This window comes from Spirosoma oryzae (genome assembly GCF_003002825.1).
GTDB lineage: Bacteria > Bacteroidota > Bacteroidia > Cytophagales > Spirosomataceae > Spirosoma > Spirosoma oryzae.
On sequence record NZ_PVTE01000003.1, the window covers coordinates 209,890 to 235,807 of the forward strand.

Here is a 25,918-nt window from a genome sequence, read left to right on the forward strand (position 1 = left end):
GCTTTCTATACTGAAGCGGTAAAACTAGTCATAACCTGAACCGGACAGGCATCCTGACCACGGAGATTTTTCGTCCGGTCTTCTTCCTGCCCATCCCCGTCAGGGCAATCACCGTGACCCTCTGCTCCCAGGGATACACCTGACAGGTTCGGGTATTTTACAACCCTTCAGCCCGTACAGCACTAACGGGGTGATTAATGTAGTACGTACAGTATTGACAGCCCGGTTAGTGAGTCCATCGACTTTAGCGTATTTTTACCAGCAAAACTGTAACCCGTACCCTGGATGGACACACGTTCGTCGGACGAGGAGATCAAGCGCCTGGCAGCGCTGAATAGCTACGACATTCTAGATTCCTTACCCGAGAAAGACTACGAAGACATTACCTTGCTGGCGTCGCAGATCTGCGGTACGCCGGTAGCCCTGATTAGTCTGGTCGATCAATCCCGGCAGTGGTTCAAATCCAACCGGGGTCTCTCCTTTCGGCAAACGCCCAGGGAGCAGTCGTTCTGTGCCCATAATCTACAGGCACTGAACAGCCCGCTGATTGTCGAAGATGCCCGGCAGGATGCGCGTTTTCAGGACAATCCGCTGGTGACCGACGCGCCGAACATCGTTTTCTACGCGGGTGAACCCCTCGTTGACGAAGACGGGCAAACGCTCGGTTCGCTGTGCGTGATCGATTCGCAGGTGCGTCAGCTCGACGAAGGGCAACTGAGCGCGCTGAAGATCCTGGCCAAGCAGGTGGTTATCTTACTGTCCTACCGCCGGAAGACCCTCCAGGCCATCGCAGCGCAGCGGCAGCTGGCAGCCAGTGAAGCGCAGTATCGGCTACTGATCGAACAGTCGCCCATGGCCATGTGCCTGTTCGTGGGTCGGGACTTGCGCATCAACATTGCAAATGATCGGATGGTGGGCTTTTGGGGACGGGGGCGCTCGGTAATGGGCAAGCCGCTTCAAGAAGCGGTTCCTGAATTGCAGGGGCAACCTTTCCTAGACATTCTGGACCAGGTATACACCACGGGCGTGCCCTACTCAGCCCGGGCGACGCCCGCTGATCTGCTCGTCGATGGGCAGCTAAAAACGTCCTACTTCGACTTTACATACCAGCCAATCCGGAACGCGCAGGATGAGGTGTACGCCATTCTGGAAGTAGCTACGGACGTGACCGACGAGGTGATCCTGCGTTCGCAGCTCCAGGAAACGCAACGGGCGCTGGAAAGCGCGGTGGCCCTAGCGCAACTGGGCATCTGGAAAGTCGACGTGGTCAACCAGACGGCTGAGTTTTCCCAATTGGTGCAGGACTGGGTAGGCAGCCCGGAGCCGCTGACACTGGCAAGCGCCGTCGCGGCCATCGAACCCGCCGACGTTCCCACATTCCAGGCGGCTTTCGCCAAAGCCCATATCGCCGGACTGGGGGGTGGGCTGGACGTGCAGTATCAGCTGCGCAATCAACAGACCGGCCAGGTCTACCTGCTCCACTCGAAGGGGCAGATGCAGTTCGATGCTGCCGGTAAAGCGGTGTCGCTCTACGGCTTCAGTCAGGACATTACCCAGCTCCACGCGGCCCAGCTCGCCCTGGAAACCAAGGTACGGGAGCGCACTGAAGACTTACAGCGGGCAAATCTGGACTTGCAGCGTTCCAACGACAACCTCCAACAGTTCGCGTACGTGGCCAGCCACGACCTACAGGAGCCTTTACGTAAAATTCAGGCGTTCAGCGATTTGCTAACGACGCAGTATGCCAATCAACTGGACCAGTCGGCCAACGATCATCTCCAGCGCATCATGAATGCAGCGGCCCGGATGTCGGCGCTGATACGCGATCTGCTGGCCTATTCCCGTATCGCCACCCATCAACAGGTCTTCGGGCCGGTTTCACTGAACGCAGTTGTGGCGGACGTATTATTAACCCTCGACTGGACGATTCAGCAGACCGGAACGCAGCTTACCCTCGCAGACCTGCCCACGGTCAACGGCGACGAAGCCCAACTAGCGCAGTTGTTTCAGAACCTGCTGACCAACGCCATCAAGTTTGTCGAACCCGACCAGAAACCCTATGTGCAGGTGTCGTATGCCCACCGTTCCGTCAATGAACTGCCCGAAGACGTTCGGCCAACCGCCATCGTTCCGTTCTACCATCAAATCGACGTGACCGACAACGGTATTGGCTTCGATCCAAAATACCTGGACCGCATTTTTCAGGTATTTCAGCGACTGAACAACCGGAAAAATTATCCGGGTACGGGCGTAGGGCTAGCGATCTGTCGGCGGGTCATCGAAAACCACGGCGGGGGACTCAGCGCCCACAGTCAGCCGGGGCACGGCGCTACGTTCAGCGTGTATTTGCCAGCTTGATAGGACCGTGTCGCTCCTGATTCAACAATCCCTTTTTCCTACATCAATCAATGGTTGATTCGCCCAAGCTTATTCCGTTTGATCTAATGCCGATCATTCACATCGAGAACGACGTTGACGATCAATGCCTGGTTGCAGAAGCGCTCAAGGCTTCGTCGATTCACAATCCGGTCCGCTACTTCGCCGACGGTCAGCAGGCGCTCCTCTATTTACAAACAACCGACGAGGTACCGCTGGTGATCCTGTGCGACGTAATCATGCCGGGCATGAGCGGTTTTGCGTTACGCGACCGGATCGACGCGGACCCGGTACTGCGGATGAAGGCCATTCCATTTGTTTATTTCTCGACCTGGGCCAATAAAGAACTCGTTGAACAGGCCTACCAGGGTACCATACAGGGGTATCACCTGAAAGGAAAAAGCTTCGCCGATCTCCAGGCTGAGCTTAGCCTGATCGTGACCTACTGGAAGCATTGCCTGCACCCGCGCAGTTTTCAGTAGATCGTTTGTTTCCGGCAATAGGGTGTTAAGTTATAGTCTGCTCACCCCCCGCTCCCTGAAGGGGGTGTGGCCAGCCAGCACTTAACAACCTATTGCCAACATCCCTGCTACCGGGAACAGGCTGTTCATTTACAGTTCATTACGACAGCGCAACGGCGGGTTCCGAGTGAATCGTTTTCGTGTCCTTCCGGTAGAACAGCCGGTAGATAATCGGGAACACGAGCAGCGTCAGTACGGTGGCCGTGATGAGTCCGCCGATCACGACGATTGCCAGGGGTTTCTGCGTTTCGGAACCGATCCCCGTCGAGACAGCGGCCGGGAGCAGACCGATCGCGGCCATCAGCGCCGTCATGACGACGGGGCGAACGCGGGACTGTACCCCTTCGCGAATAGCCTGGTCGAGGGGCATCCGTTCTTTGCGGTTGTTGTTGAAGACCGTAATCAGGATCACGCCGTTCTGCACACAGATACCGAACAGGGCGATAAAGCCGACACCCGCCGAGATACCGAAATTCATGCCCGTCACGTGCAGCGCCAGTATACCGCCGATCAGCGCGAAGGGCACGTTGAGCAGCACCAGCCCGGCGTCTTTGGCGTTGCCGAACAGGATGAACAGAATCACGAAAATGGCACCGATACTGATGGGCACCACCTGACTCAGCCGGTCGGTCGCCCGTACCTGATTCTCGAACTCCCCAACCCAGTCGACGGAGTACTCACGGGCGGGCTGTAGCTTCTCACGGACGCGCTGCTGGGCTTCGGCAATGGTGCTGCCCAAATCCCGACCGCGCACAGAAAACTTCACCCCGATGAAGCGTTTGTTGAGGTCGCGGTAGATGAAGGCCGGCCCCGTCACCTGCCGGATCGTCGCAATCTCTTTCAACGGAATCTTCCCCCCGGTCATCGTCGGCACCATAAGCCGCATGATGTCGGCTTCGCTTTGCCGGTACTCGGGCAGGAACCGCACCCGGATGTCAAATTTACGTTCGCCCTCGTACAGCACCGACGCCGTTTTACCGCCAATTGCCATTTCGATTACGGCCTGCGCGTCGGCCGTCGACACGCCGTAGAGCGCCATCTGCCGGTCGTGGAGCAGCACGCTGATTTCGGGTTGCCCCACGTTGCGAATGATCCCGAGGTCTTTGATGCCGGGTACATTTTCGATCGCGGCCATGGCCTGCGCTGCGTATTTTTCCAGTTCGTAGACATCGGGGCCGAAGATTTTGATCCCGTTACTGGCTTTATAGCCCGCCACGGCCTCAGCCACATTGTCGACAATCGGTTGCGAATAGTTGTAGAGGACGCCCGCGTAATTTTTCAGTTTGGCGTCCATCTCATCGGTCAACTGTTCGGTGGTGATCGTTCTCGACCACTCCTCCTTCGGCTTCAGATCGACCTGAAACTGGCAGAAGTAGAAACCGTTCGGGTCGGTACCGTCGTTGGAGCGGCCTACCTGCGAGAGCACCTGCCGCACTTCGGGGAATTTTTGCAGGTCGTCCCGAATCGTTCTGGTCATCTTCACGCTTTCGGGCAGCGACATGCTCATCGGCAGTTCAGCCGTTACCCACAACGCGCCTTCGTTCAGTTGGGGCAAAAACTCCGTGCCGAGCAGCGACGCCGAGAAAAACGTAGCGCCCATGAAGCCCAGCGCGGCAACCAGACTTGTACGCTTATGCCGGAAACACCAGCCGAAGCCGCGCATGACAAGCCAGTCGAAGAAGCGGACGAGCGGGTTATTTTTCTCGCGGACGTTCTTTCTGAGCAGGATCGAGCAGAGTACCGGTACCAGCGTCAGCGTGTAGAGAAGGGCACCGAGCAGGGCAAACCCAAGGGTCCAGGCCAGGGGCGAAAACATCTTACCTTCTACTTTCTCAAAGGAGAAAATAGGCAGCAGCGCCGTGATGATGATGAGTTTGGAGAAGAACACGGCCTTACCCATCTCCCCCCCCGTTTTGCGAATCAGGCCCAGCTTGGCAAGTTGGTTGAAGCGCGCCATCCCGACCTTGTGGGCCTTGTGATCGAGGGCGACGAATATCCCCTCGACCATGACGACTGCGCCGTCGATGATAATGCCGAAATCGACCGCGCCCATGCTCAGCAGGTTGGCCGACATACCGCGCAACCGCAGACACATAAAGGCAAACAGCAGCGCCAGCGGGATAATGATCGACACGATGATGGTCGTGCGCCAGTCGGCCATGAACAAAAACACGATCACCGTGACGAGCACGATTCCTTCGGTGAGGTTGTGCAGCACCGTGCGGGTACAGTATTCGATCAGGTTATCGCGGTCGTAGAACGTGGCCATTTTTACGTCCGACGGCAGCACGCTCGTGTTCAATTCCTCGATCTTGGCTTTTACCCGTCCCAGCACTTCCGACGGATTTTCGCCCTTGCGCATCACCACGATTCCTTCGACAACGTCGTCCTGCGCATCGAGTCCGACCTGTCCCACGCGTGGCAGTTCCGATTCGATTACTTCGGCGACGTGTTTGACCAACACCGGGTTACCACCCGCTTCTTCGATCAGGATGTTTTCGATGTCGGGAATCGACGTCAGCAGGCCGATACCGCGTACTACATACGCCTGCCCGTTCCGCTCGATCACGTCGCCCCCGACGTTGACGTTGCTACGGGTCACGGCCTGGTAGACTTCCAGCGGGGTGATGTCGTATTTGGCAAGCTGGGTCGGGTTGACGCGGAGTTCGTAGATTTTGTCGCGCCCCCCAAAGGCGACAATGTCGGCGACGCCGGGTACGCTGCGCAGTTGCCGGTCGATTACCCAGTTTTGCAGCGTCAGCAGTTCGCGGCTGTCCCGGTTTTTGCTTTCGAGCGTGTAGCGGAAAATCTCCCCGGTCGGGCCATAGGGCGGCTGAATTTCGGGGTCGACGCCGTCGGGCAGCGATACGTTTTGCAGGAGGTTATTGACCTGCTGCCGCGCAAAGAAATCCTCGACACCATCGTCGAAAATAATCTTCATCACCGACAGTCCGAACATGGTTGTCGAGCGGACGTTGCTTTTGCGCTGCACCGAGTTCATGGCCACCTCGATGGGCACCGTCACGAACCGCTCCACTTCTTCCGCCGACCGGCCATGCCACTGGGTCACGACCACGATCTGCGTGTTGGTCACGTCGGGAAACGCTTCGAGCGGGGTACGCAGGTAGCTGACCACGCCGGCAATGACCAGCGCCCCCGTCATGAAGAAGACGAAGAAGCGGTTCTTCAGCGAAAAGCCGACGATCGAACGAATGAATTTAGACATGGATTGCGAAAGATTGAATGACTGAGTGATAGAATGATTGAATGAATGAGCGATTGCACCGGGCGGAGCGATTTCGCCTATTCTATCATTCAATCATTCTATCACTCAGTCATTTATTTAGTGCGTTGAAAACCAGCAGCTGATCGCGGGAAATGATCCGTTCACCCGGCTGCACACCCTGTTGTATGTACGCGACGTCGCCCAGCGATTTCAGGACGTTTACTTCGCGCGTTTCGATGTTAGCCCGGTCTCGAAAGACCATGACGTACTGCTTCGACCGTTCGAAAATGACCGACTGCGCCGGCACAGTTGCCAGTCGTCCACCGTCTTCGTAGCGCAGCGTTACGGTCGCGTGCATCTCCGGCTTGAGCTTGCTACCGGGGTTCGGCAGCCGAATCCGTACGGTCATGGCTTTGGTGTTGGGGTCAAGGACGGAATAGATCTTGTCGACCTTGCCCCGGAAGCGTTCATTCGGGTAGCTGAGCGTTTGGATGCTCGCGTCCATGCCGGTACGCACGCGCCCGATGTCGCTTTCGTTGACGTTGGCCAATACCCAGACATCGCTGATCTGCCCGATGGTGAACAGGTTGTCGGCGTTGTCGGAACGGAGCTGTGTGCCCCGGTTCACATTCTTCTCGATCACGTAGCCGTCGATGGGTGCCTTCACCGTGTACATCGACCCTTTGCCGATGCCGTAAATGCGCGACACAGCCGCTACCCGGTCTACCTCGGCCTGCGCTTTCTCGACTTCTTTCTGAGCCGCGACGACTTCACGCTGCGAGTTCAGCTTGGTCTCGAACAGGTCCTGTGCGACCCGCAGGTTTTTTTCGGCCAGCAACAGGTCCGATCGCGCCTGTATGCCCTGCCGTTCCAGATCGGCCACTTCGCCCGACCGGATCGTCGCCAGCGACTGCCCTTTGCGCACGTAGTCGCCCAGTTCGACGCCGACCGCTTCGACGTCGCCCCCGACCAGCGGGAATACCTTGATTACCCGATTTTCGTCGGCCGTCACTTTCCCGACCAGCGTCAGTTCGCTATGCACCGGCCGACTGACGACCGAGTCCAGTTTGATCCGGCGCATCATCGTGTCCGACAGCCGGAACGCTTTCTCACTGTCGGTTTGCGCTTCCTTCTGTTCCGGTGCGCAGGCCGTGAGCAGGGCCAGGCATGCCAGAAAAATTTGACTATTTTTTTTCATGATAAGACGTAAACCAATCTCATAATTAGCACACCCCCAACCCCCTGAAGAGGGCTTAGTTCACTAGCGAGAAAAGCCCCCTTCAGGGGGTTGGGGGTATGTATATCCTGTGTGTATGTCACCCGCCCTAAAACAGCTCCTCCCCGACCAGGTAATTCAGTTCTTCGTACGCACTGACACGGTCGGCTTTGAGCCGGTTGAGCTGCTGCACACTGTTGTTGTAGGCTTCGATCAGGTCGACAAATTCGATCAGGCTCAGATTCCCTTTCTGAAAACTGACAACCACACCCCGGTTGAGTTGGTCAAACTGCTCGCTGAAAGTCGATTCCATCGTCTGCATCCGCCGTTCGACTTCGCGCACTTTCAGCAGGGCCGCATCGACTTCATTAATAATCTGAATAGCCCGTTGCCGGTGCAGCTCCCGCTGATAGCCGATCTGCGATTTAGCCGCCCGGATAGCACCCTGATTTCGGTTGAATACCGGCAGATCGGCCGATACCGATACGCCCACGTAATTCTGCACATAGCTGCCAGCCTGATCGTACAGTCCACCCACCCGTAGGTCGGGTACCGCCAGCGCCCGTTGCAGGTTATGGTTCAGTTCGGCCTGTCGCGTCAACGATTCGGCCGCCCGCAGATCGGGTCGACTACGCAGGGCCTGTTGCCGCAGCGAATCGTCGGGCAGAACCGGCAACCGATAGCGCGTCAGCGTCGCGTCGGTTACGACAGGCCGGACGGGAGTTGTGATCGAGAGTAATGTTTGCAGTTGCTGCTGATCGTCAGCCAGTTGGAAGCGGATGGCGGTGCGCTGATTGTTTAGTTCAAACAGGAGCGCTTTCAGGCGCAGCAATTCCCGCAGCGATACGTTGTTCCGCCCATACTGCACCTCGTAGGCCGACACCGTCGTTTGCAGCGTGTTGATCTGCTGATCGAACCGGCTAAGTGTTTGTTGCTGGAAATAAATCGCGTAGAAGCGGCTGCGCAGGTCGAATCGCAAGCCCCGCAGCAGATCCAGCAACTCGTATTCCGTTAATCGGGTCGCTTCGGAAGCCAGGGCAATCCGTTTGTTTCGCTTTCCTGCCGTATACAGCAACTGCTCGATCGACACGATTTTCTGCCCATGCCGACCGATGTCGAGCGCCCGCCGGGTTTCCGGATTGTAGGTGCTTAACTCGACGCCGACGGTCGGGTTGTCGTACAGACTTGCCTGTAGCACCTGCGCCTGACTCGCATCGATGCGAAAGCGTTCAGCCAGCAACAGCAGGTTGTTCCGCAGAAACAGGCTATCGGCCTGTCGCAGCGTCAAGGCCAGCGAATCGGGGATCGACGTAAATTGAGCATGCCCCGGCCGGGCCATGAGCAGACAAAGGAAAAAGGCAATGAGTAGCCGCATACGGTGAGTACAATACAGCTACAAAGCTCTATCGCCAACCTTGCAGGAGACTTAAAACCAGTTTAGAGGTCGCTTAGAAATCGCTTAGAAAATTATTAGAAGAGTTTCCGGGCGCGTGTGCCAGCGGTCAGTTTGCCTGTCCGTTCAGCTGGTAACTCAGCGCAACCAGCACCAGTAGCAGCGATACGAAGCCCAGCGCGACACTCAGCGAAAACTGCTCGGCGATAAAACCGAGCAGGGCCGGGCCGGTCAGCAAACCGGTATAGCCAATCGTCGTAATGGCAGGGATACTGATTGTCGGTGCAACCCCCGGCAGGCGACCAGCCGCACTAAAGAAAATGGGCACGATATTGGCCACGCCCAGGCCTAGCAGCACAAAGCCCAGCAGGGCACCGTATACACCCGGAATCAGCACCGCCATCGCTATACCGGCCGCTCCCAGCAGGCTACCACCAACGACAACCGCCCTGCCACTCAGCCGGGCCACCAGTTTATCGCCAATCAACCGCATGATGGCCATGGCGACCGAAAAAGCCGCGTATCCGGCCCCCGCCAGGGTTGGGTCCATGCCTTTGGTATCGCGTAGATAGATAGCACTCCAGTCGAGGATAGCGCCTTCCGACAGGAAAACGGCGAAGCACATCAGGCCCAAAAACAGGACACTGCCTTTGAGCCAGCCTAACCGGGTCCGGCCCGCTGTCGGCTGGTCGGTAGTCTCTGCAAAACGGGCCATAATCTGCCGTTCAGTATCGGCGGCAAACAGCTTGTTGTATTGCGTCAGTACGATGAGCACCATCAGCGCGGCAATACTGCCGATGGCGTAGGTCGGGTTGAGTCCCAGCCGGACCAGAAAGCCCAGTCCCAGCGAGCCAAACAGACCGCCCACACTGAACAGCCCGTGCAGCGACGACATGATGGGGCGGCCATACAGGTTCTGCACCTGTACGCCGTGCGCATTCATGGCCACGTCGATCGCGCCGACGCCCGCGCCGAACAGAAACAACGTCACAGCCATAGCTATCGGTGATGACAGTATAATCAACAAGGGTAGCGTCAGCGCCATGAGCAGGGCGGCCCCGGCAATGACCGTACGGCTTCCCAGTCGGCTCACCAGCCAGCCCGACGTGGGCATCATCACCATTGCCCCCGCCCCCAGCATAAGCAACAGCAGGCCCAGATCAGCATCGTCCAGCCCCAGTCGGTCTTTCGCGAACGGAACCATCGGTGCCCAACTCGCCATCCCCAGTCCGCAAACCAGAAAAACCAGTTGCGTTGCGGTGCGTGCTTTTGTTTGCTGATCGGATGGAATGGCGATGGTCATGGCGACGTAGGGCGTACTGGTCGCTAAATGTACGCCTGATTTTGACCCCACCCGCTACAAATTTGTATTCAGCCAACTTAACCGCCCGCTATTCGTTAGTCTAGATGGAGCCATAGCGAACGGAGAGATGATTGCCACCAGTGAACTAAAAGATAAGTCGATTCAGGGGATTGAGTGGCTGGCGCGGGGAAGCTATATAGCGAAAGGGATTCTGTACGGGACCATCAGTCTGTTTACGTTCGAGTTTGCGCTCGGTTCGCGCGGAGCCGATCCCAACCGGGAGGAAGTGCTGCATCAGCTGATGGATAACACGCTGGGACAGATTCTGCTTTGCCTGATGGTGCTGGCACTGGCCGGCCATACGCTGTGGCGCATTGTCGAAATCTGGAATGATCCCTACGAAAAGGGCTGGGGCCCGTGGGGAATTCTGTACCGGATGAATTACCTGCTCAGTGGCATCACCTACGCCGGACTGGGCTACACCGCCCTCCGCCTGCTGACGGGACAGGGCAGCGGCCCTGACGCCAAGAAACTCTGGGTTACCCGCCTGCTCCAGATCGACGGGGGCGACTGGCTGATTATCAGCGTGGGCGTGATTTTCCTGCTGTGGGCGGGTTTGCAGGCTTACAAGGGGTTGTCGGGCAAAGTGTACAAAAGCCTGGAGCTGCCGCAGGAGTCGAATCAGTACCTCTGTAGTTTTCTGCGCTTCTGTAGCCTTGCTGGCTTTCTGACCGTTGCCGCTACCCTATGCATTACCGGCTGGTATCTGATCAAAGGCGCGCTGGAAAAAGACCCCGATTGGGTACGCAGCACCGACGATCTGCTCAAAGCCATGGAACACCTGCCCGGCGGCTGGGGCGTTCAACTGGTTGCGGCCCTCGGCTTTCTGCTGATGAGCCTGTTCATGCTGGCCATGGCCCGCTGGTTTCCTCTCAAAGCCGTGGACTAGTTGGCTACAAATGCGGCAACGACACGGTAAACGTACTTCCCTGCCCCGGCTGGCTCTCGACCCGAAGTGAGCCGTGGTGCAGGTCGATTAGCTTTGCGGTAATCGACAGACCGATGCCGAACCCCTGATAGTCGAGCGCGTTGGGGGCTCGGTAGAACGGCTCAAAAATACGCGCGATGTCAGCTTCGGTCATGCCGATACCCTGATCGCTGACGGCCACGTAGCAGTGCGTATCGTCGGTACTGATGCGTACGCGGGCCGTATGATCCGGTGAATATTTACAGGCGTTGTCGAGCAGGTTGATGAATACCTGTTTGAGCAGTTTTTCGTTACCGGCGACCAGTGTTTCGCGTTCCGATTCGGGGACGTGTTCGTAGTCGATGGCGATTTTGTAGTTCGGCCGGGCGGCTGTCAGTTCGTCGCGGGCGGCAAAGAGCGACTCATCACTACGGATCGGATGCAACGGCAGCAGGTCGATGGTTTCCAGCGTCCGGGCCAGCTGTAACAGACTGTTGGTAAGCCCGATAAGGCGATCCGCATCGGTCAGCAGGTTTTGTAGGATGGCTTCGTGCTCGGGTACCGTCAGCGGGCGCAGCAGGCCCAGTTGTATTTCTGATTTGAGCGCAGCCAGGGGAGTTCGTAACTCGTGCGACGTCTGCGATACGAAGCTACGCTGCTGTTCAAAGGCTTGTTGAAGTCGCCGGAGCAGATCGTTGACGTTGATGGCCAGCCGGGCAATTTCATCCTGCCGGTTACCCTCATCCAGTCGACGTTGCAGGTTACCCGCCGTGATCGTCGTCACCTGTTCGTTTAGCTGACTGATGGGGCGCAGCGACTGTCCGGCGAAGAAAATACCCAACCCGATCGTAATGCTGATTCCGACGAACAGTCCCCAGCCGAGCGTCAGTTGCAGGTTATCCAGTTTACTGCGCCCGAACTGATCGTAGGCGGATGCCAGAATAACCAGATCACGTCCGTTCTGCCGGTACAACAGTCCAATCAGTTCGTTGCGGCCGTTGTGCGTCTCGATGTCTTTTTCCTGGCGCACCCGATTCAGCAGCGACGGTGAATAATTGATCACCTGGTCGTCGACACTGCTATAGATCAGTCGGTTTCGCTCGTCGAAAATCAGTACTTTCTCGTCGAACAGGGCTGTCAGCGTATTCCGGTCGATGATTTTGAGCAGGTCGCGGTCGACTTCCTTGACTTCAACCAGAAACCGTACCGTTGTCCGCCCCTTGTTCTTCAGCCGGTCGTAAAACTCCTCGCGCCGGTACGTGGCCGACACAACGTAGATCACGATGGAAAAGACGATTAGTATCGACGCGACGATCAGCGAGAACTGGAGCGCAATACGGTTGCGAATCGTCATAGCTCTTCCTTTAAGACATAGCCCATACCCGGCCGGGTATGGATCAGCTTCGGCTCGAAGTCCCGGTCGATTTTTTTGCGCAGGTAGTTGATATACACTTCAACGACGTTCGTTCCGGTGTCGAAGTTCAGATCCCAGACGGCTTCGGCGATGTCGGGTTTCGACAGCACACGCCCCCGGTTGCGCAGCAGGTGTTCAAGCAGAGCAAACTCACGCGCCGTCAGATCAATGGTCGTTTCGCCCCGGCAGACTTCTTTTGTCGCCGGATTGACGGTCAGGTTAGCAACCTGAAGCACCGTTTCTATGGGAGCAGGCGTATCGTGGATCAGGGCTGACCGACGCAGGCAGGTAGCGACGCGGGCAATCAGTTCGCGAAAGTCGAAGGGCTTCACCAGATAGTCGTCGGCCCCCAGCGCCAGTCCTTCCACTTTGTCTTCGATTTCGCCCAATGCTGTCAGCAGAATAATGGGCAGTTGGGGTCGTTCGGCCCGTACCGAGCGGCAAACCTCGAAACCGTTGATTCCCGGCAGGTTAATATCCAGAATCACAAGATCAACACCGGGTTGCAGCGCCATCTGTCGCCCGTTGACACCCTCATAAACAACCTCCGTTACGTAGCCCTCCTGCTGAAGCCCCCGGCTGATGTTCTGCGCGATGCGCCGATCGTCTTCGATAATCAGGATTTTTTTCATTGGCGAAGCAAGAGCACAGACAAAAGATGAAAGACGCTGCCTGCACCACGGGCGGCAGCTTATTCCCGGCCCCACCCTCATGTGACCGAAACTTTTCCAGTAACGTTCACTTTTCTTTCTTCTTTCGTCTATCCTCTTTCTTCCTACTAATTCGGAATCCGCCAGGGGCTGCTGGCTCCCGTCGAACCACGACTTTGTCCGCCGGCCCGACGCATACGCACGGTTTTACGCAGGCTGGCGAAAAAGCCGGTTGCGTTATAAAACAGTTTGCCCTGATCGTAAGCAGCCGAAGCCGACAGGTCACAGTCGCCTAGTACGGGCAGCGTCAGCGGTGCACCGGCCGACAGAATTCCCGAAAACTGGTTGGTGTTGGCCGGATATGGCGAATCGTACGTACCCAGGTTTTGGCTGTACGACAGTTTCAGCTGCCATTGTACCCGTTGCGCCAGCCGCCCCGACAAACCACCGTGCCACAGCGCCACCCGGTTGTTGACGATAGCCCGTCCGGTTTGCAGGCCGGGTCGCACATCGGTTTGGGGCGTCAGAAACGGCGTACCGATCGTATGGTTCTGGTAAATCCACCCGTCCTGATACTGACTATGATTGAAGTAGTTGACCTTACCCCGTCGCTGCGGGTCCTCAAGAACGAATTCGGGCCCACCCTGACTTTTTGAATAGAAAAACTCGAACAGCACATTGTCGACGGTTAGCAATCCGTCGCCGGGCTGGTTATTACGCAGCCGGATACCATTCAGGCCGTCGATAATACTGGTCAGGTAAAAAATCGACCCTGACTCGACCAGACTCTGCCGGTACATGAGCAGGTTAAACGAGCCGATGTTGATATCCGCTCCGACATCGATCGAGCCCAAGTGATTACCCACCCGGTTAAGAACGTCAATGGTCGACAGGTTCGGGTCAATGATGAAGTCGGGATACGCCTGCGCCGTCACGACGTATTGATACGCCCGCAGACTCGATGGTAAATCACCATTGTTGGCAAGCCCGGCCGGTAGCGACGGTGCATAGCCGCCCCATTGCACCTGATGGTTTACGCCCCCATACAGCCGAAAGGCCCAGGTGGGCTTGCCGAGCCGCACGTACAACGTTTTCTGATGCAGGTACGAATTGCGGACGATCAACTCCCGGCCCGATGCATCCGTATTGGCGAACCAGCCATGGTTATAGCTGGCGTTGAACGCCAGCACGCCTTTAAAAATAGGCACATAACCGATGGTCCCAAACTGAATCTTGGGCAACGGCAACGCATTCCCTGACCAGATGTACGAACCCGACGTAAGCAGGGTGTCGCACAAACCAACGATCTGCCGACGCCGGCCGGCGAATAGTTCGAATTTACCAAACCGTATTCCGGCGTACGCTTCGGGCAGCAGTACTTTGGGGTTCAGCCCGGAGTTGCCCACCACGTCGAGGCCGTAGCTCCAGCCGAATTTAGAGCCGCTGGCGCTGCTATCAGCCTGTGTACTGCCGGGTCGCCCCCCACCGTTGTAGTCGCCCCAGATACCGGCCCGGACTGTTCCGGCCGAGCCATTTAGCGGCACGGCCCCCCATTGGTTCGAGCGCAGCCAGAACGGCATCTGCGCCCCATTGACGCCGTAACCCCCGATTTCGACACGTACAGTCGTCGCGTTCGGGGTGACGGGTTCGTAGGGCAGGTACGATTGCCCGTACTGCGCCTGCACGGCCGGTGCTGTCAGACTGGCTATCAGCAGCGCGGTGGCCCAGCCCCTTCCTAGTTTCGAATGGCGTCGTACGGTCGACGCGTCGTTGCCTGCGCGTTGGATTTGTGTCTGTCGTGTCAGTGTTTGCATTCGTTTGTCTACCACCTGCCGGGATACACCAGTTAAGGGCGCAAGAAGCATCGGTTCGGCGGAACCATCGATTTCGGCCGGCAATCTACAGCATTAAACGTCAATTAAATCCGATTAATACACGTTCAAACAAAACTCGTTTAAACAAATATCAGTTATACCTTTACGCCACCAAGACGAATCATGCATAAGACCTATCGTAACGAATACCAGCGACTGATCGGAAACATCCATCGAACCGACGGCTACATTTTCAACCATTTTTCGCAGAAACTGGCTCCGTTTGACTTATCGGTGCAGCAATACGTAGTGCTCCGGTTATTGTCGAACGACTACCCCAACAGCCTGTCGGCGGGTGAATTGAAAGAGCGGATGACCGAACTGAACTCCGACGTTACCCGCCTGACCGACCGGCTGGTTGCCAAGAATCTGATTATACGCGAAGTAGACCCGCAGAACCGCCGGCGCGTGAATCTGCGACTGACCGAACACTCGAAGCAGTTTATTGATACCGTAGCTGTCGAGTTCAGCGATTTTGAATCGATTGTCAGTCACCTGACCGACGACGAAGTCCACACGTTGAATACACTCCTGGATAAAATTAGAAACCGTTAGTATGAAGAAGTACCTGATTGGGGCGGGCCTGGGGCTATCGCTGCTGGGCGGGGCAATTGCCCAACCGGCACCGATGCTGATGCCGCTGGACAAGGCCGTTCAGACCGCCCTGCAAAACAACAAAGGCATCCGGCTGGCCGATGTCCGTACGCTGGCGGCCGAAGCCCGGTCGCAGGAAGCCAAAGACCGCAGTTTGCCCACGGCCGCTGCCTCACTGGCTTACTCGCGCTATAGTTTGACCGGTCCGTTTGCGTTCGGTGAAGGCAGCGATGGTAAACCCCTGTTCGGCATCCCGGCCGGTGCGTTCAACGCCACCATCGGCGGGGCTACGATCAGCAAGGAAATCTTCGGTGGCTTTGCCGAAAAGTCGGCAGAGAAGTCAGCGGAGTTGCTCGCGAAAGCCAGCCGGCTCGACGCCCAGCGGAACCGCTCGGAACTGGTCTATACAGTTACCGATGCGTACTACAACATCGTCAAGCTAATCCGGTCGACGGCGGTGATCGAGCAGAATATCCGGCAATTCGACGAGCGGGAACGCGAAGCGCGCAATCTGGAAAAAGAAGGGGTCGTCACGGCCAACGAAGTGCTGAAAATTCAGTTGCAGAAAAATAACCTCAACCTGAGTCGCCTACAGGTCGACAAAGCGCGGCAAACGGCGCTCTACAATTTCAACCTCCTGCTTGGCCTCCCCGACGACCAGTCGGTTACCGTCGATACGACGCTGGCGAACCCGGCGGCTATGACCCAGCAACTGGGTGCGTTGCTGACGCAGGCCCAGCAGGTCCGGCCCGAAGTGGAAGCCAACGCCCTGCGCGTACAATCAGCCCAGGAGCAGCTACGCAATACGAAAAGCGCCATGTACCCGCACCTGGGCGTATCAGCGGGCTATAACTACATCAACCCGTCGGCCCGCCTGATTCCGCAGGCTAATTCGTTTATCAGTGCCTGGAACGTCGGGGCCGGTCTAAGCTATAACATCGGCTCGTTGTACAACATGAAGGGCCGCGTCAACACGGCGAAAACGGCCATCGACCAGGCCACGATTCAGGGGCAGCAGCAGGCCGATCAGATTCGGTCGGAAGTGGTAACGGCTTACAACAACTACCAACTGGCCCTCGAACAGCAAAGCGTGATTCGTACGGCCGTCGGGCAGGCGCAGGAAAACTACCGGCTGACCGAATCGCGGTTCCGCAACGGGCTGGTTGGCTCGACCGATCTGCTCGAAGCCGACAGTTTTCTCTTGCAGGCGCAACTCAATGTCATCAACGCCACCGTCGACGCCCAGCTCGCCTACCAGCGACTCCTGAAAGCCACGGGGACAAATCTATAACTAGTTTGTGGTTTGTAGTTAGTTGTTCGTAGTTCCTCCGGTATCGTGTGGACGCGTCAGCCAACTACAAACCACGAACTACAAACTACAAACCGAATACAACAGTGAACAAGTCAACCATTTTTCGCATTGCGGGCGTCGTCGTCCTGGTCGTCGCGCTCTTCTTTGGGTACAGCGAATTTCGCTACCTGCAACGGCATGAAACTACCGACGATGCACAGATCGACGGGGATGTAAACCCGGTGATTCCGAAAGTCGGCGGCTACGTTAAGACCATTCGTTTCAACGACAACCAGTACGTAAAAGCGGGCGACACGCTGCTCGTAATCGACGATGCCGACTACCGCATTCGGGTCGAGCAGGCCGAAGCCGCCCTGCAAAGTGCCATGGCCGCTGCCGGTGTCAGTCGCTCGCAGGTGGGCGTTGCCTCGGCTACGATCCAGAGTTCACAGGCCAGCGTCCTGACGGCCCGCAATCAGGTCGCTACCGCACAGGCTAACGTCGTGGCGGCTCAGGCCCGCGCCCGGAAATCCGGTCAGGATTTCGAACGCTACAGCCGCCTGCTGACCGAGAAAACCGTACCCCAGCAGCAGTTTGATGCGGTTCAGGCAGAACGCGATGCCGCCAACGCCCAGCTTCAGGCCGCGCAGGCACAGCTTCAGACCGCCCAGGCCCAGGTAGCCGCAGCCGGTACGCAAACCGGCGTTACCAGCTCGCAGCGTCGGGCTACGGAAGGACAGATTTCAGTGGCGCAGGCCGCCGTTAAACAACGGCAGGTTGACCTCGACCTGGCCAAACTCCAGCTTTCCTACACCATTGTTCGCGCACCGATCTCGGGGGTCGTATCGAAACGGGCGGTGCAGTTGGGTCAGCTGGTTCAGGCCGGTCAGGCCGTTTGCTCGGTAGTCGACAACAGCAATATGTGGGTAACGGCCAACTTCAAGGAAACGCAGCTGGCGCAGATGCAGCCCGGTCAGACGGTGACGATCGATGTCGACGCTTTCGACGGTGCCAAACTGACGGGTAACGTTGGTTCGTTTGCCGGTGCCACCGGTGCTAAATTCTCGCTACTACCTCCCGACAACGCAACCGGCAACTATGTAAAAGTCGTGCAACGCATTCCGGTGCGGATCGCCCTCGACAAGAGCAGCGCGCTCTACGCAAAACTCCGCCCCGGCATGAGCGTCAACGTCGCCGTGGATCTGCAGAAATAACAGTCGGTATTCAGTATACGGTTTTCGGTTGGCTGACGCAAGAGGTGCTTTCACGTCAGCTACCGTGTGACGGACCACCGTATACCGTAAACCGTAAACTGAATACCGTAAACCGTCAATCGACTATGAAATTAGGCTTTGATAAATGGATTGTAGTGCTGACGGTAACGACGGCAGCCCTGCTCCAGACAATCGACTCATCGATTGTAAACGTGACCCTGAACCAGATGATGGGTAACCTCGGCGCATCGCTGGGGGACATCAGCTGGGTGGTGACAGGCTATGCAGCGGCCAGTGCCGTAATGATTACCATGTCGGGCTGGCTCAGTGCCAAGCTCGGTCGCCGGAATTACTTTGCGGCTTCGATCGTCGTCTTCACCATTGCATCGGTCCTCTGCGGCCTGTCGACCAATGTGTGGGAGCTGGTTTTTTTCCGGGTGCTACAGGGCATCGGGGGTGGTGGGTTGCTGACAACGGCGCAGTCGATTCTGATTCAGACCTTTCCGAAGGAAGACATTGGTGTTGCCAACGCGATCTTCGGACTGGGGGTCATCATCGGCCCGTCGATTGGCCCGACATTAGGCGGCTACATCACCGACAACCTGTCATGGAACTGGGTGTTCTACATCAACATTCCGTTCGGTATCGTGGCTACGGTGCTGACGTATATGTACATCAAGGAGCCCGCAGAGAAGATCGCGGCCGGGAAGATGGACTGGCTCGCCCTGGTTATGCTCGTTATCGGTATCGGTGGCCTGCAAATCATCCTGGAGAAAGGCGAAGAAAAAGACTGGTTTGAATCGGGCTTCATCACCACCATGACCACGGCTGCGGTGCTCTGTCTGATCGGGTTCATCTGGCGACAACTCACCGTCAGTCAACCCATTCTCGACCTACGGCTGCTGCGCCGTCGCCGGTTTGCCGTCGGCACGCTGTTTAACTTCATCCTGGGCTTTGGGCTGTTCGCGTCGGTCTTTCTGATCCCGGTGTTCTGCCAGACGATTCTGGGCTTTACCGCCAGTCAGACGGGTTTGCTGCTGATGCCCGGTTCGATCATGACGGGCTTTATGATGCCGGTTGTCGGTGGTCTGTTGAAAAAGAACGTGATTTCACCGATCTGGTACGCAGCCGCTGGGTTTCTCCTGTTTTTCGGCTTTAGCTACGGCCTATCGAACATCACCCCCGACGCCGGACCGGATTATTTCTTCTGGCCACTCATCATCCGGGGTATCGGTATGGGCCTGATTTTTATCCCGCTGACGACCGTGACGCTGGCCGACCTGGCCCCCGTCGAGATACCGCAGGGATCGGCCCTGTCGAACACCATCCGGCAGTTGGGTGGTACGTTTGGCACGGCCATCATGACGACCTATATCTCGACCCGGTCAGTATTGCACATCTCGCGCCTGACGGATAACCTGTCGATCTACAATCCGATCTCGGTCGAGCGGATTCGGCAATACACGAATCTGTTTCTCTCGAAAGGCGACGCCCTGGCCGCAGCAACGACCAAGGCCTACCGACTGATACAGGGAGGTGCAATCAAACAGGCGATGGTCATGACCTATGCCGATTCGTTCCTGATTATCGGTGGCTTCTTCCTCGTCTGTATCCCGCTGCTGCTGCTCTTCATCGGCAAGAAGATTGAAGCCCCGGCCCACGCCGAAATGGTCATGGAGTAGTATGTAGCCTGGACGTCCACGTCCGGGTGGGCGCAAAGCGACCTGACAAGCTGCCGCCTGCACAAGTTGCCCTGTCGGGCACCCGGACGTGGACGTCCAGGCTACACGGTTCCAGCCCGATTCTGCACTAGAATCGGGCTGGCGCTTTTTATGACTTTCTACCAATTTCGTCGCATATTGTACGCTTAGCCCGACATCGTATGCACCGACGACTACTCTCCTACTTCATCGCCCTTCTTTCCATTTCGACACTAGCCCCCGCGCAGGACCGACTTAGCGGCAAAACGTTTGCCACACGGGCCGTCGTTATGGCGCGGCATGGTATGGCCTGTACCTCTCACCCACTGTCGACCCAAGCGGCCATCGACGTGCTGCGATCAGGCGGTAACGCGATTGATGCCGCCATTGCCGCCAATGCCATGGAAGGTGTCGTTGAGCCCCACGTCAATGGGATCGGTGGCGATCTGTTTGCCATCGTCTGGGATGCCAAAACCAAAAAGCTGTATGGGCTGAACGCGTCGGGCCGGTCTCCCTACAGCCTGAGTCTGGCCGAGTTCCGAAAACGCGGGCTGACGCACATTCCGTCCGACGGTCCGTTGCCGGTATCGGTGCCGGGCTGCGTCGACGGCTGGTTTGAACTGCACAAACGGTTTGGCAAAACGCCCATGCCGACCATCCTGTCGCACGCGATCCGCTATGCCCGTGAAGGGTATCCCGTCCACGATGAAGCCGCTTTTTACTGGCCGTCGATGGTGGCCCGGTTCGGCAAATATCCCAATGTAAAAGAAGTTTATGCCCCCACCGGCAGCGCGCCCAAACGAGGTGACGTGTTCAAGAATCCGGCCTTGGCCAACACCCTGTCGCTGATCGCCAAGGGGGGACGCGATGCGTTTTATAAAGGCCCCATCGCCCAAACGATCGATGGGTTCATGAAGCGCGTGGGTGGCTTTCTCTCCGCCAAAGACCTGGCCGACCATACCTCCGAATGGGTCGAGCCGGTATCGACCAACTACCGGGGCTACGACGTCTGGGAATTACCACCCAACAGTCAGGGTATTGCGGCACTACAGATGCTGAACCTGCTGGAAGGCTATGATTTTTCGAAGATTCCCTGGGGGAGCGCCGAGCACATTCATACGTTCGTGGAAGCCAAAAAACTGGCGTTTGAAGATCGGGCTAAATACTACGCCGACCCAGCCTTCGCCAAAATTCCGGTTAAGGAACTCATCAGCAAACCTTATGCAGCCGAACGGCGGAAACTGATCGGCGAGCGCGCTGCCACGCGCGTCGATGCGGGGAATCCAGCCTTGAAAGACGGCGATACAATCTACCTGACCGTCGCCGACGATGAGGGCAACATGGTGTCGCTGATTCAAAGCAACTACCGGGGCTTTGGCTCCGGCATGGTTCCCGACGGGCTGGGCTTCACACTGCAAAACCGGGGTGAGCTGTACAACCTGGCGGAAGGCGAAAACAACAGCTACGCGCCCCACAAGCGCCCTTTCCAGACGATCATTCCGGCGTTCGTGACCAAAGACGGACAACCGTTTATGAGCTTTGGCGTGATGGGCGGTAGCTTTCAGCCGCTGGGTCACGTCGAAATTCTGATGAACATGATCGACTACGGCATGAACCCGCAGGAAGCGGGCGACGCCCCCCGCATCGACCATCAGGGGTCGTCGGAACCGACGGGCGAACGAATGGTCGACGCCGGGCAGATTACGCTGGAGTCGGGCTTCCCCTACGAAACCATCCGCGACCTGATGCGCCGGGGCCACCGGGTCGGGTACGGACTGGGTGGGTATGGCGGCTACCAGGCTATTCGGTACGACGCCGTCAACAAGGTCTACCACGGGGCCACCGAGTCGCGGAAGGACGGGCAGGCAGCGGGCTACTAAGCGGCCCGGAGCCGCGCTTCAGGAATGTGAAGCCGGCATAACGCGCCGTCCTGCTGAATGAATTCAACCTGCCCGTCGAGCTGATTGCTCAACGACGTTACCAGTCGCTTTCCGAACGACGGACGGCCACTGCGTAGCACCCAGTCGTCGGGGTTGATACCGGGGCCATTGTCCTGCACCTCCAGCGTTAGACCGTTCTGCGTGTGCAGGCCAATCCGCAGCCGGGGATATTTGCTCTGGGCGTAGGCATATTTAAACGCATTGGTGATTAACTCGTTGGCGATCAGTCCCAGCGGTATCGCCACATCGACGTCCAGCTTCCGGTCTTCGGCATCGATGACCAGATCGAAATCGCGGTCGCTGTAGCCGTAGGCATACATCAGGCTCCGCGCCAGATCGGTCAGGTACGACCGGATGTTGATCGTCGTGATCCCATCGGTCTGGTACAGGCGCTGGTGGATAAGCGCCATGGCCTCGACCCGCTGCTGCCCAACCCGCACCGCCTGTACCGCTTTTTCGTCCTGTAAATTACTGGCCTGTAGCGATAGCAGACTCGACACGATGGCGAGGTTGTTCTTCACACGGTGATGCAGCTCTTTCATCAGCGTTTTCAGCTGCTCGGCCTGCGTCGCCAGTTGCTGACTGTTCGCCGTGATGACACCGTTCTGCGTGGCCAGCTTCCGGTTCGAGCGCCGGATCAGCAGGTATTGGCCGATGAGCAGACTGATTAGCAGCGCCATCAGGCCCAGGCCACCGCTCATGTATTCGACCTGCCGGGTTTTTTCCAGGTTCCGCGATCCCAAATCGGCAATCTGCCGCTGTTTCGCCTGGGTGTCGTACTGCGCCTGTAGTTCGAGGATAGCCCGCGTTTTTTCGATGTCGGCCACCGTCCTGATCTGCGCCAGCCGCTGGGCTTCAGCCGCCTGGATAGCCGCAATTTCCCGTACTTTATTAGCCTCTACCTGCGCGACGGCCTGCGTTTTGGCCAGTTCGGCACTCGCCTTGATACTGGCCAATTCGCTGGCCTGCTGCACGGCATAATGCCCTTCCAACTGGGCAATCGTCCGGGTTTTGGCCTGGTTGACGAGCGAATCGCCAATCTGTTTGTATTGCACGGCGGCATCATAGGCTTTCTGGTACTGCCCCGCAGCGGCATAGGCGCGCGACAGCGTACCGTGCACGGAATACGACAGTGGCGCATCGCCCGACCGTTTGAGCTGCTCCAGCGACTTTTCTGCATACGCAACCGCTTTGTCCGGCTGCTTCAATCCGATATAGGCAGTTGCCAGATTGCGGTAATTGTGCGCCAGACTGCTGTATCGCTTCAGATTCAGATTGATAGCCAGTGCTTTTTCCAGGTATTGAATCGCCAGTGAATACTGCTTCTCGACATTGTAGTTCTTACCCAGGTTGTTGTAGAATATTCGGGCATCTTCGGGCTCTACCTCCGTATTGTTCATTGGCGCCAGTCCTTTCAGGAAGCATTCCCGCCCCTGTCGAATTTCGCCCAGATCTTCGTATAGAATACCCAGATTAATGTAATTACTTCTTAATGAATGGGTCGCTTTCAGTTGCTGATTAAGCGCAATGGCCTGCTGCATGTACGCAATACCCTGCTGTGTGTAGGCCTTAACCCCCTGACTGTTCCCCATCAGCTTATACAGCAGACCCAGGCTATGGTAAATCTTCGCCGTCGAGTGCAGGTTGTTCGCTTTGCCATACTGCTGTATGGCCTGCTGAAAACAGGTTAGTGCTTCTTCGTACTGCCCCTGATGCGTTCGTATCGTTCCCATCAACCGGTTATAGTCACCCAGACCATCCCAGTACTTTTTTTTCGTACTAATTGCCACGACAGGCTTCAGATACGCCAGTGCCGAATCGGTCTGACTTTGCTTGTAAAAGGCGTTGGCAATGTCGTAGTAGGCGTGAACGCGGCTTGTGTCGGGTAGCTTGCGGGTCAGCGCCGTCTTCAGACTATCGATCAATCGCTGCTGGGCCACAGCCGATCGGCAACAGGCGACGGCGACGAGCAGGCCAATAAACCAGCGGTTGCGTAAAGAAGTCATTCAAGGGAGAGATTGATTGGTTGGGATAAAAAACACTGGCAGCAATCAGCATTTTACAACGCGACAGCCTACACTGTTAATGACAGCGACCTTAAAAATAGGCAATTATCGACTATGCTTATTCTATTTTATCTGTATGTATGGCCGGATTAAAAGCAACGATTGCCGTTTGATTCGCTACCGCTGCTGATTAGCTCCTAACCGCCCCCCTGCGCGTATGTTTGCACGTACGGCAAAAACTCGATTCGCCGGTAGTAAAACCGCTCATAGACAGGCTTTCAGGCAAGACACAGCAACAGGTTTTACGCAGCTCTTTCTTTCCTAAATCCGCTTTTATCATGAACGCATCGAGACGTACGTTTCTACACTCACTTGGGGTCGGTGCAGCCAGTTTCGGCACAGCCAACGCAGCCGTCGCAAAGACACTACCGGCTTCAGTACCACCAAAAGCAGTTGCCGACGATCAGGTACTGTTTGTGGGCGACGACATCGCCGTTGTCAACACGCAGTATGGCCGGGTACGGGGCTTCGTCCTGCGTGGTATCAGCCAGTTTCTGGGTATTCCGTACGGTGCCGACACGGCCGGTAAAAACCGGTTTATGCCGCCCCAGAAACCCGAACCCTGGTCCGATATACGACCGGCCTTATGGTGGGGCAACTCGGCTCCGCAGATCATGGAGAAACGCTACGCCAACCCCTACGCGTCGTTTGTCGATCACTGGAATTACGACGATGTATCGGAAGATTGCCTGAAACTAAACGTCTGGACGCCCGCCCTCGACAGACAGAAACGCCCGCAGGATCGCCTGCCGCAGGATCGCCTGCCGGTAGTCGTGTGGTTGCACGGCGGTGGGTTTACCAATGGCAACGGCATCGAGCAGGATGGCTACCACGGCGAAAACCTGGCGCGTAAGGGTAATCTGGTGTTCTGCTCGCTCAACCACCGGCTTGGTCCACTGGGCTATACCGACCTGAAAGCTGCCGGTGGTCAGGACGCCGAACGGTTCGCGGCTTCGGGCAATGTGGGTAACCTGGATATGGTAGCGGCTCTGGAATGGATCAAAAACAACATCGCCAATTTTGGCGGTGATCCGGCTAACGTGACCATTATCGGGCAATCAGGCGGGGGGGCCAAGGTGACGACGCTACTGAATATGCCATCGGCGAAGGGACTGTTTCACAAAGCCGTAGCCCTGAGTGGCAGTTCATTGGCCGGTGTAAACAAGGCATACGCCGAAAAGCTGGGGCAACAGGTGCTGACCGAAGCGGGGCTGCAACCCAGTGAGATCGACAAACTCCAGCAGATTCCGTGGCGGCAATACATCGACATTGCCAACCGGGCCGTCGACAAGCTGGCCGACGAAGCGAAGCGGATGAACATACAGCGGGGCGGTTTTTCACCCGTATCCGATGGTACGTACCTGAGCGACAAACCCTTCTTCAGCGATGCGGGCGATTTCTCGGCCGACATTCCGCTACTGATCTGCACGACCTTTCACGAGTGGAATCCTGACCGGACGGAAGCCGAGCTTGAACGCATTTCGCTGGATGGTGTCAAGGAAAAACTGACGCCCCGTTTCGGTGCGAAGACGAATGAGATTGTCGATGCCTATGCGTCGACTTTTCCCAAAGCGCGTCCCGTCGAACTCTGGGCGCTGATCGTGTCGAACCGAAAGAATGCCGTTGCTGCGGCCGATGCCAAAGCCTCACAGCAGAAAGCGCCGGTGTACATGGCTTGGTTTGGCTGGCAGCCGCCCCTGTTCGACAATCGAATGCGGGCCTTTCACTGCGACGACATCTGCTTCTGGTTCTACAACACCGACCTGATGCTGACCCACACGGGCGGGGGCAAGCGGCCACGCGCTTTGTCGGAAAAAATGGCCGGCTCGTTTATCAACTTCGCCAAAACCGGTAATCCCAACGGCGGGGGACTACCGACCTGGAAACCGTACACGACCCAGAACGGCGAAACGATGATTCTCGACGATACCTGCGCCCTCGTCAACGATCCCGACCGCGAAGCCCGCAAATCGCTGGCGTAAGGTGTGGGCAAGCAGCAATTTACACCGCCGACAAGGTCAGCGTTTACCGTTCTACAAATTACAAGCTTCTGTCATCCCGACGGAGGAGGGATCTTCGGAGTTGGCTAGAAAGTCGCATGGTACCGCACCGGCGAACCGGCGAAGATCCCTCCTCCGTCGGGATGACAAAAGGACGACCTTTTAGCCCCCTA

17 protein-coding genes are annotated in these 25,918 nt (G+C 57.1%); 9 read left to right on the top strand and 8 right to left on the bottom strand.

The annotated features are described in order from the left end of the window. Positions 1-285: 285 nt before the first annotated feature. Positions 286-2,358, top strand: a complete 2,073-nt coding sequence (locus CLV58_RS28730) for a GAF domain-containing sensor histidine kinase (RefSeq protein WP_245882209.1) — start codon at positions 286-288, stop codon at positions 2,356-2,358. 50 nt (positions 2,359-2,408) lie between these two features. Then, on the top strand, positions 2,409-2,858 hold the full coding sequence (locus CLV58_RS04690; protein ID WP_106136616.1) for a response regulator: 450 nt from the start codon (positions 2,409-2,411) through the stop codon (positions 2,856-2,858). Between the two features lie 139 nt (positions 2,859-2,997). Here the strand turns inward: CLV58_RS04690 and CLV58_RS04695 are convergent, their stop codons facing one another. The 4 genes from CLV58_RS04695 to CLV58_RS04710 form a co-directional block, all read right to left on the bottom strand. Beyond that, positions 2,998-6,123 carry an efflux RND transporter permease subunit gene (locus tag CLV58_RS04695; protein ID WP_106136617.1) on the bottom strand — a complete coding sequence of 1,042 codons (3,126 nt, stop codon included), beginning with the start codon at positions 6,121-6,123 and terminating at the stop codon, positions 2,998-3,000. A 109-nt stretch (positions 6,124-6,232) separates the two neighbouring features. Next, a complete protein-coding gene (locus CLV58_RS04700; RefSeq protein WP_106136618.1) occupies positions 6,233-7,321 on the bottom strand; it encodes an efflux RND transporter periplasmic adaptor subunit in 1,089 nt (362 codons plus the stop codon). 127 nt (positions 7,322-7,448) lie between these two features. Next, positions 7,449-8,714, bottom strand: a complete 1,266-nt coding sequence (locus CLV58_RS04705) for a TolC family protein (protein ID WP_106136619.1) — start codon at positions 8,712-8,714, stop codon at positions 7,449-7,451. 127 nt (positions 8,715-8,841) lie between these two features. Then, on the bottom strand, positions 8,842-10,035 hold the full coding sequence (locus CLV58_RS04710) for an MFS transporter (protein ID WP_106136620.1): 1,194 nt from the start codon (positions 10,033-10,035) through the stop codon (positions 8,842-8,844). Between the two features lie 127 nt (positions 10,036-10,162). Here CLV58_RS04710 and CLV58_RS04715 point away from each other — a divergent pair, with 127 nt between their 5' ends. Then, positions 10,163-10,984, top strand: coding sequence for a DUF1206 domain-containing protein (locus CLV58_RS04715; RefSeq protein ID WP_106136621.1), 822 nt, complete (start codon positions 10,163-10,165; stop codon positions 10,982-10,984). Positions 10,985-10,988: 4 nt separating this feature from the next. Here the strand turns inward: CLV58_RS04715 and CLV58_RS04720 are convergent, their stop codons facing one another. The 3 genes from CLV58_RS04720 to CLV58_RS04730 all read right to left on the bottom strand — a co-directional run bounded on the left by CLV58_RS04720 (position 10,989) and on the right by CLV58_RS04730 (position 14,880). Continuing rightward, positions 10,989-12,356, bottom strand: coding sequence for a sensor histidine kinase (locus CLV58_RS04720; RefSeq protein ID WP_106136622.1), 1,368 nt, complete (start codon positions 12,354-12,356; stop codon positions 10,989-10,991). Next, complete coding sequence (locus CLV58_RS04725; RefSeq protein ID WP_106136623.1) at positions 12,353-13,048, bottom strand: response regulator; 696 nt, start codon at positions 13,046-13,048, stop codon at positions 12,353-12,355. Before CLV58_RS04725 ends, CLV58_RS04720 begins: the two co-directional genes overlap by 4 nt. Before the next feature lie 146 nt (positions 13,049-13,194). Beyond that, a complete protein-coding gene (locus CLV58_RS04730; protein ID WP_170108643.1) occupies positions 13,195-14,880 on the bottom strand; it encodes a capsule assembly Wzi family protein in 1,686 nt (561 codons plus the stop codon). Positions 14,881-15,063: 183 nt separating this feature from the next. On the opposite strand from CLV58_RS04730, the gene CLV58_RS04735 reads away from it, so the two are divergent. From CLV58_RS04735 to ggt, 5 genes are all read left to right on the top strand, one after another. Then, positions 15,064-15,495 carry a MarR family winged helix-turn-helix transcriptional regulator gene (locus CLV58_RS04735; RefSeq protein ID WP_106136625.1) on the top strand — a complete coding sequence of 144 codons (432 nt, stop codon included), beginning with the start codon at positions 15,064-15,066 and terminating at the stop codon, positions 15,493-15,495. Position 15,496: 1 nt separating this feature from the next. After that, positions 15,497-16,825, top strand: a complete 1,329-nt coding sequence (locus tag CLV58_RS04740) for a TolC family protein (RefSeq protein WP_106136626.1) — start codon at positions 15,497-15,499, stop codon at positions 16,823-16,825. Positions 16,826-16,929: 104 nt separating this feature from the next. After that, the gene (locus CLV58_RS04745; protein WP_106136627.1) at positions 16,930-18,039 is read left to right on the top strand and encodes an HlyD family secretion protein; all 1,110 of its coding nucleotides are present in this window, start codon (positions 16,930-16,932) and stop codon (positions 18,037-18,039) included. 125 nt (positions 18,040-18,164) lie between these two features. Next, complete coding sequence (locus tag CLV58_RS04750) at positions 18,165-19,721, top strand: DHA2 family efflux MFS transporter permease subunit (protein ID WP_106136628.1); 1,557 nt, start codon at positions 18,165-18,167, stop codon at positions 19,719-19,721. Positions 19,722-19,921: 200 nt separating this feature from the next. After that, entirely contained in the window at positions 19,922-21,619 is a 1,698-nt protein-coding gene (ggt, locus tag CLV58_RS04755) for a gamma-glutamyltransferase (protein ID WP_106136629.1), read from the top strand. Here the strand turns inward: ggt and CLV58_RS04760 are convergent. Further along, on the bottom strand, positions 21,616-23,685 hold the full coding sequence (locus CLV58_RS04760; protein WP_106136630.1) for a tetratricopeptide repeat-containing sensor histidine kinase: 2,070 nt from the start codon (positions 23,683-23,685) through the stop codon (positions 21,616-21,618). The genes ggt and CLV58_RS04760 overlap by 4 nt on opposite strands. Positions 23,686-24,023: 338 nt before the next feature. Here CLV58_RS04760 and CLV58_RS04765 point away from each other — a divergent pair, with 338 nt between their 5' ends. Further along, positions 24,024-25,727 (top strand): carboxylesterase/lipase family protein, encoded by a 1,704-nt coding sequence (locus tag CLV58_RS04765; RefSeq protein WP_106136631.1) that lies wholly within the window; start codon positions 24,024-24,026, stop codon positions 25,725-25,727. Positions 25,728-25,918: the final 191 nt, after the last annotated feature.

Bases quoted from the DNA above. Each gene is read 5' to 3' on its own strand.
- CLV58_RS28730 (WP_245882209.1), top strand. From the start codon at position 286: ATGGACACACGTTCGTCGGACGAGGAGATCAAGCGCCTGGCAGCGCTG.
- CLV58_RS04690 (WP_106136616.1), top strand. From the start codon at position 2,409: ATGGTTGATTCGCCCAAGCTTATTCCGTTTGATCTAATGCCGATCATT.
- CLV58_RS04695 (WP_106136617.1), bottom strand. From the start codon at position 6,123: ATGTCTAAATTCATTCGTTCGATCGTCGGCTTTTCGCTGAAGAACCGC.
- CLV58_RS04700 (WP_106136618.1), bottom strand. From the start codon at position 7,321: ATGAAAAAAAATAGTCAAATTTTTCTGGCATGCCTGGCCCTGCTCACG.
- CLV58_RS04705 (WP_106136619.1), bottom strand. From the start codon at position 8,714: ATGCGGCTACTCATTGCCTTTTTCCTTTGTCTGCTCATGGCCCGGCCG.
- CLV58_RS04710 (WP_106136620.1), bottom strand. From the start codon at position 10,035: ATGACCATCGCCATTCCATCCGATCAGCAAACAAAAGCACGCACCGCA.
- CLV58_RS04715 (WP_106136621.1), top strand. From the start codon at position 10,163: ATGATTGCCACCAGTGAACTAAAAGATAAGTCGATTCAGGGGATTGAG.
- CLV58_RS04720 (WP_106136622.1), bottom strand. From the start codon at position 12,356: ATGACGATTCGCAACCGTATTGCGCTCCAGTTCTCGCTGATCGTCGCG.
- CLV58_RS04725 (WP_106136623.1), bottom strand. From the start codon at position 13,048: ATGAAAAAAATCCTGATTATCGAAGACGATCGGCGCATCGCGCAGAAC.
- CLV58_RS04730 (WP_170108643.1), bottom strand. From the start codon at position 14,880: ATGCAAACACTGACACGACAGACACAAATCCAACGCGCAGGCAACGAC.
- CLV58_RS04735 (WP_106136625.1), top strand. From the start codon at position 15,064: ATGCATAAGACCTATCGTAACGAATACCAGCGACTGATCGGAAACATC.
- CLV58_RS04740 (WP_106136626.1), top strand. From the start codon at position 15,497: ATGAAGAAGTACCTGATTGGGGCGGGCCTGGGGCTATCGCTGCTGGGC.
- CLV58_RS04750 (WP_106136628.1), top strand. From the start codon at position 18,165: ATGAAATTAGGCTTTGATAAATGGATTGTAGTGCTGACGGTAACGACG.
- ggt (WP_106136629.1), top strand. From the start codon at position 19,922: ATGCACCGACGACTACTCTCCTACTTCATCGCCCTTCTTTCCATTTCG.
- CLV58_RS04760 (WP_106136630.1), bottom strand. From the start codon at position 23,685: ATGACTTCTTTACGCAACCGCTGGTTTATTGGCCTGCTCGTCGCCGTC.
- CLV58_RS04765 (WP_106136631.1), top strand. From the start codon at position 24,024: ATGAACGCATCGAGACGTACGTTTCTACACTCACTTGGGGTCGGTGCA.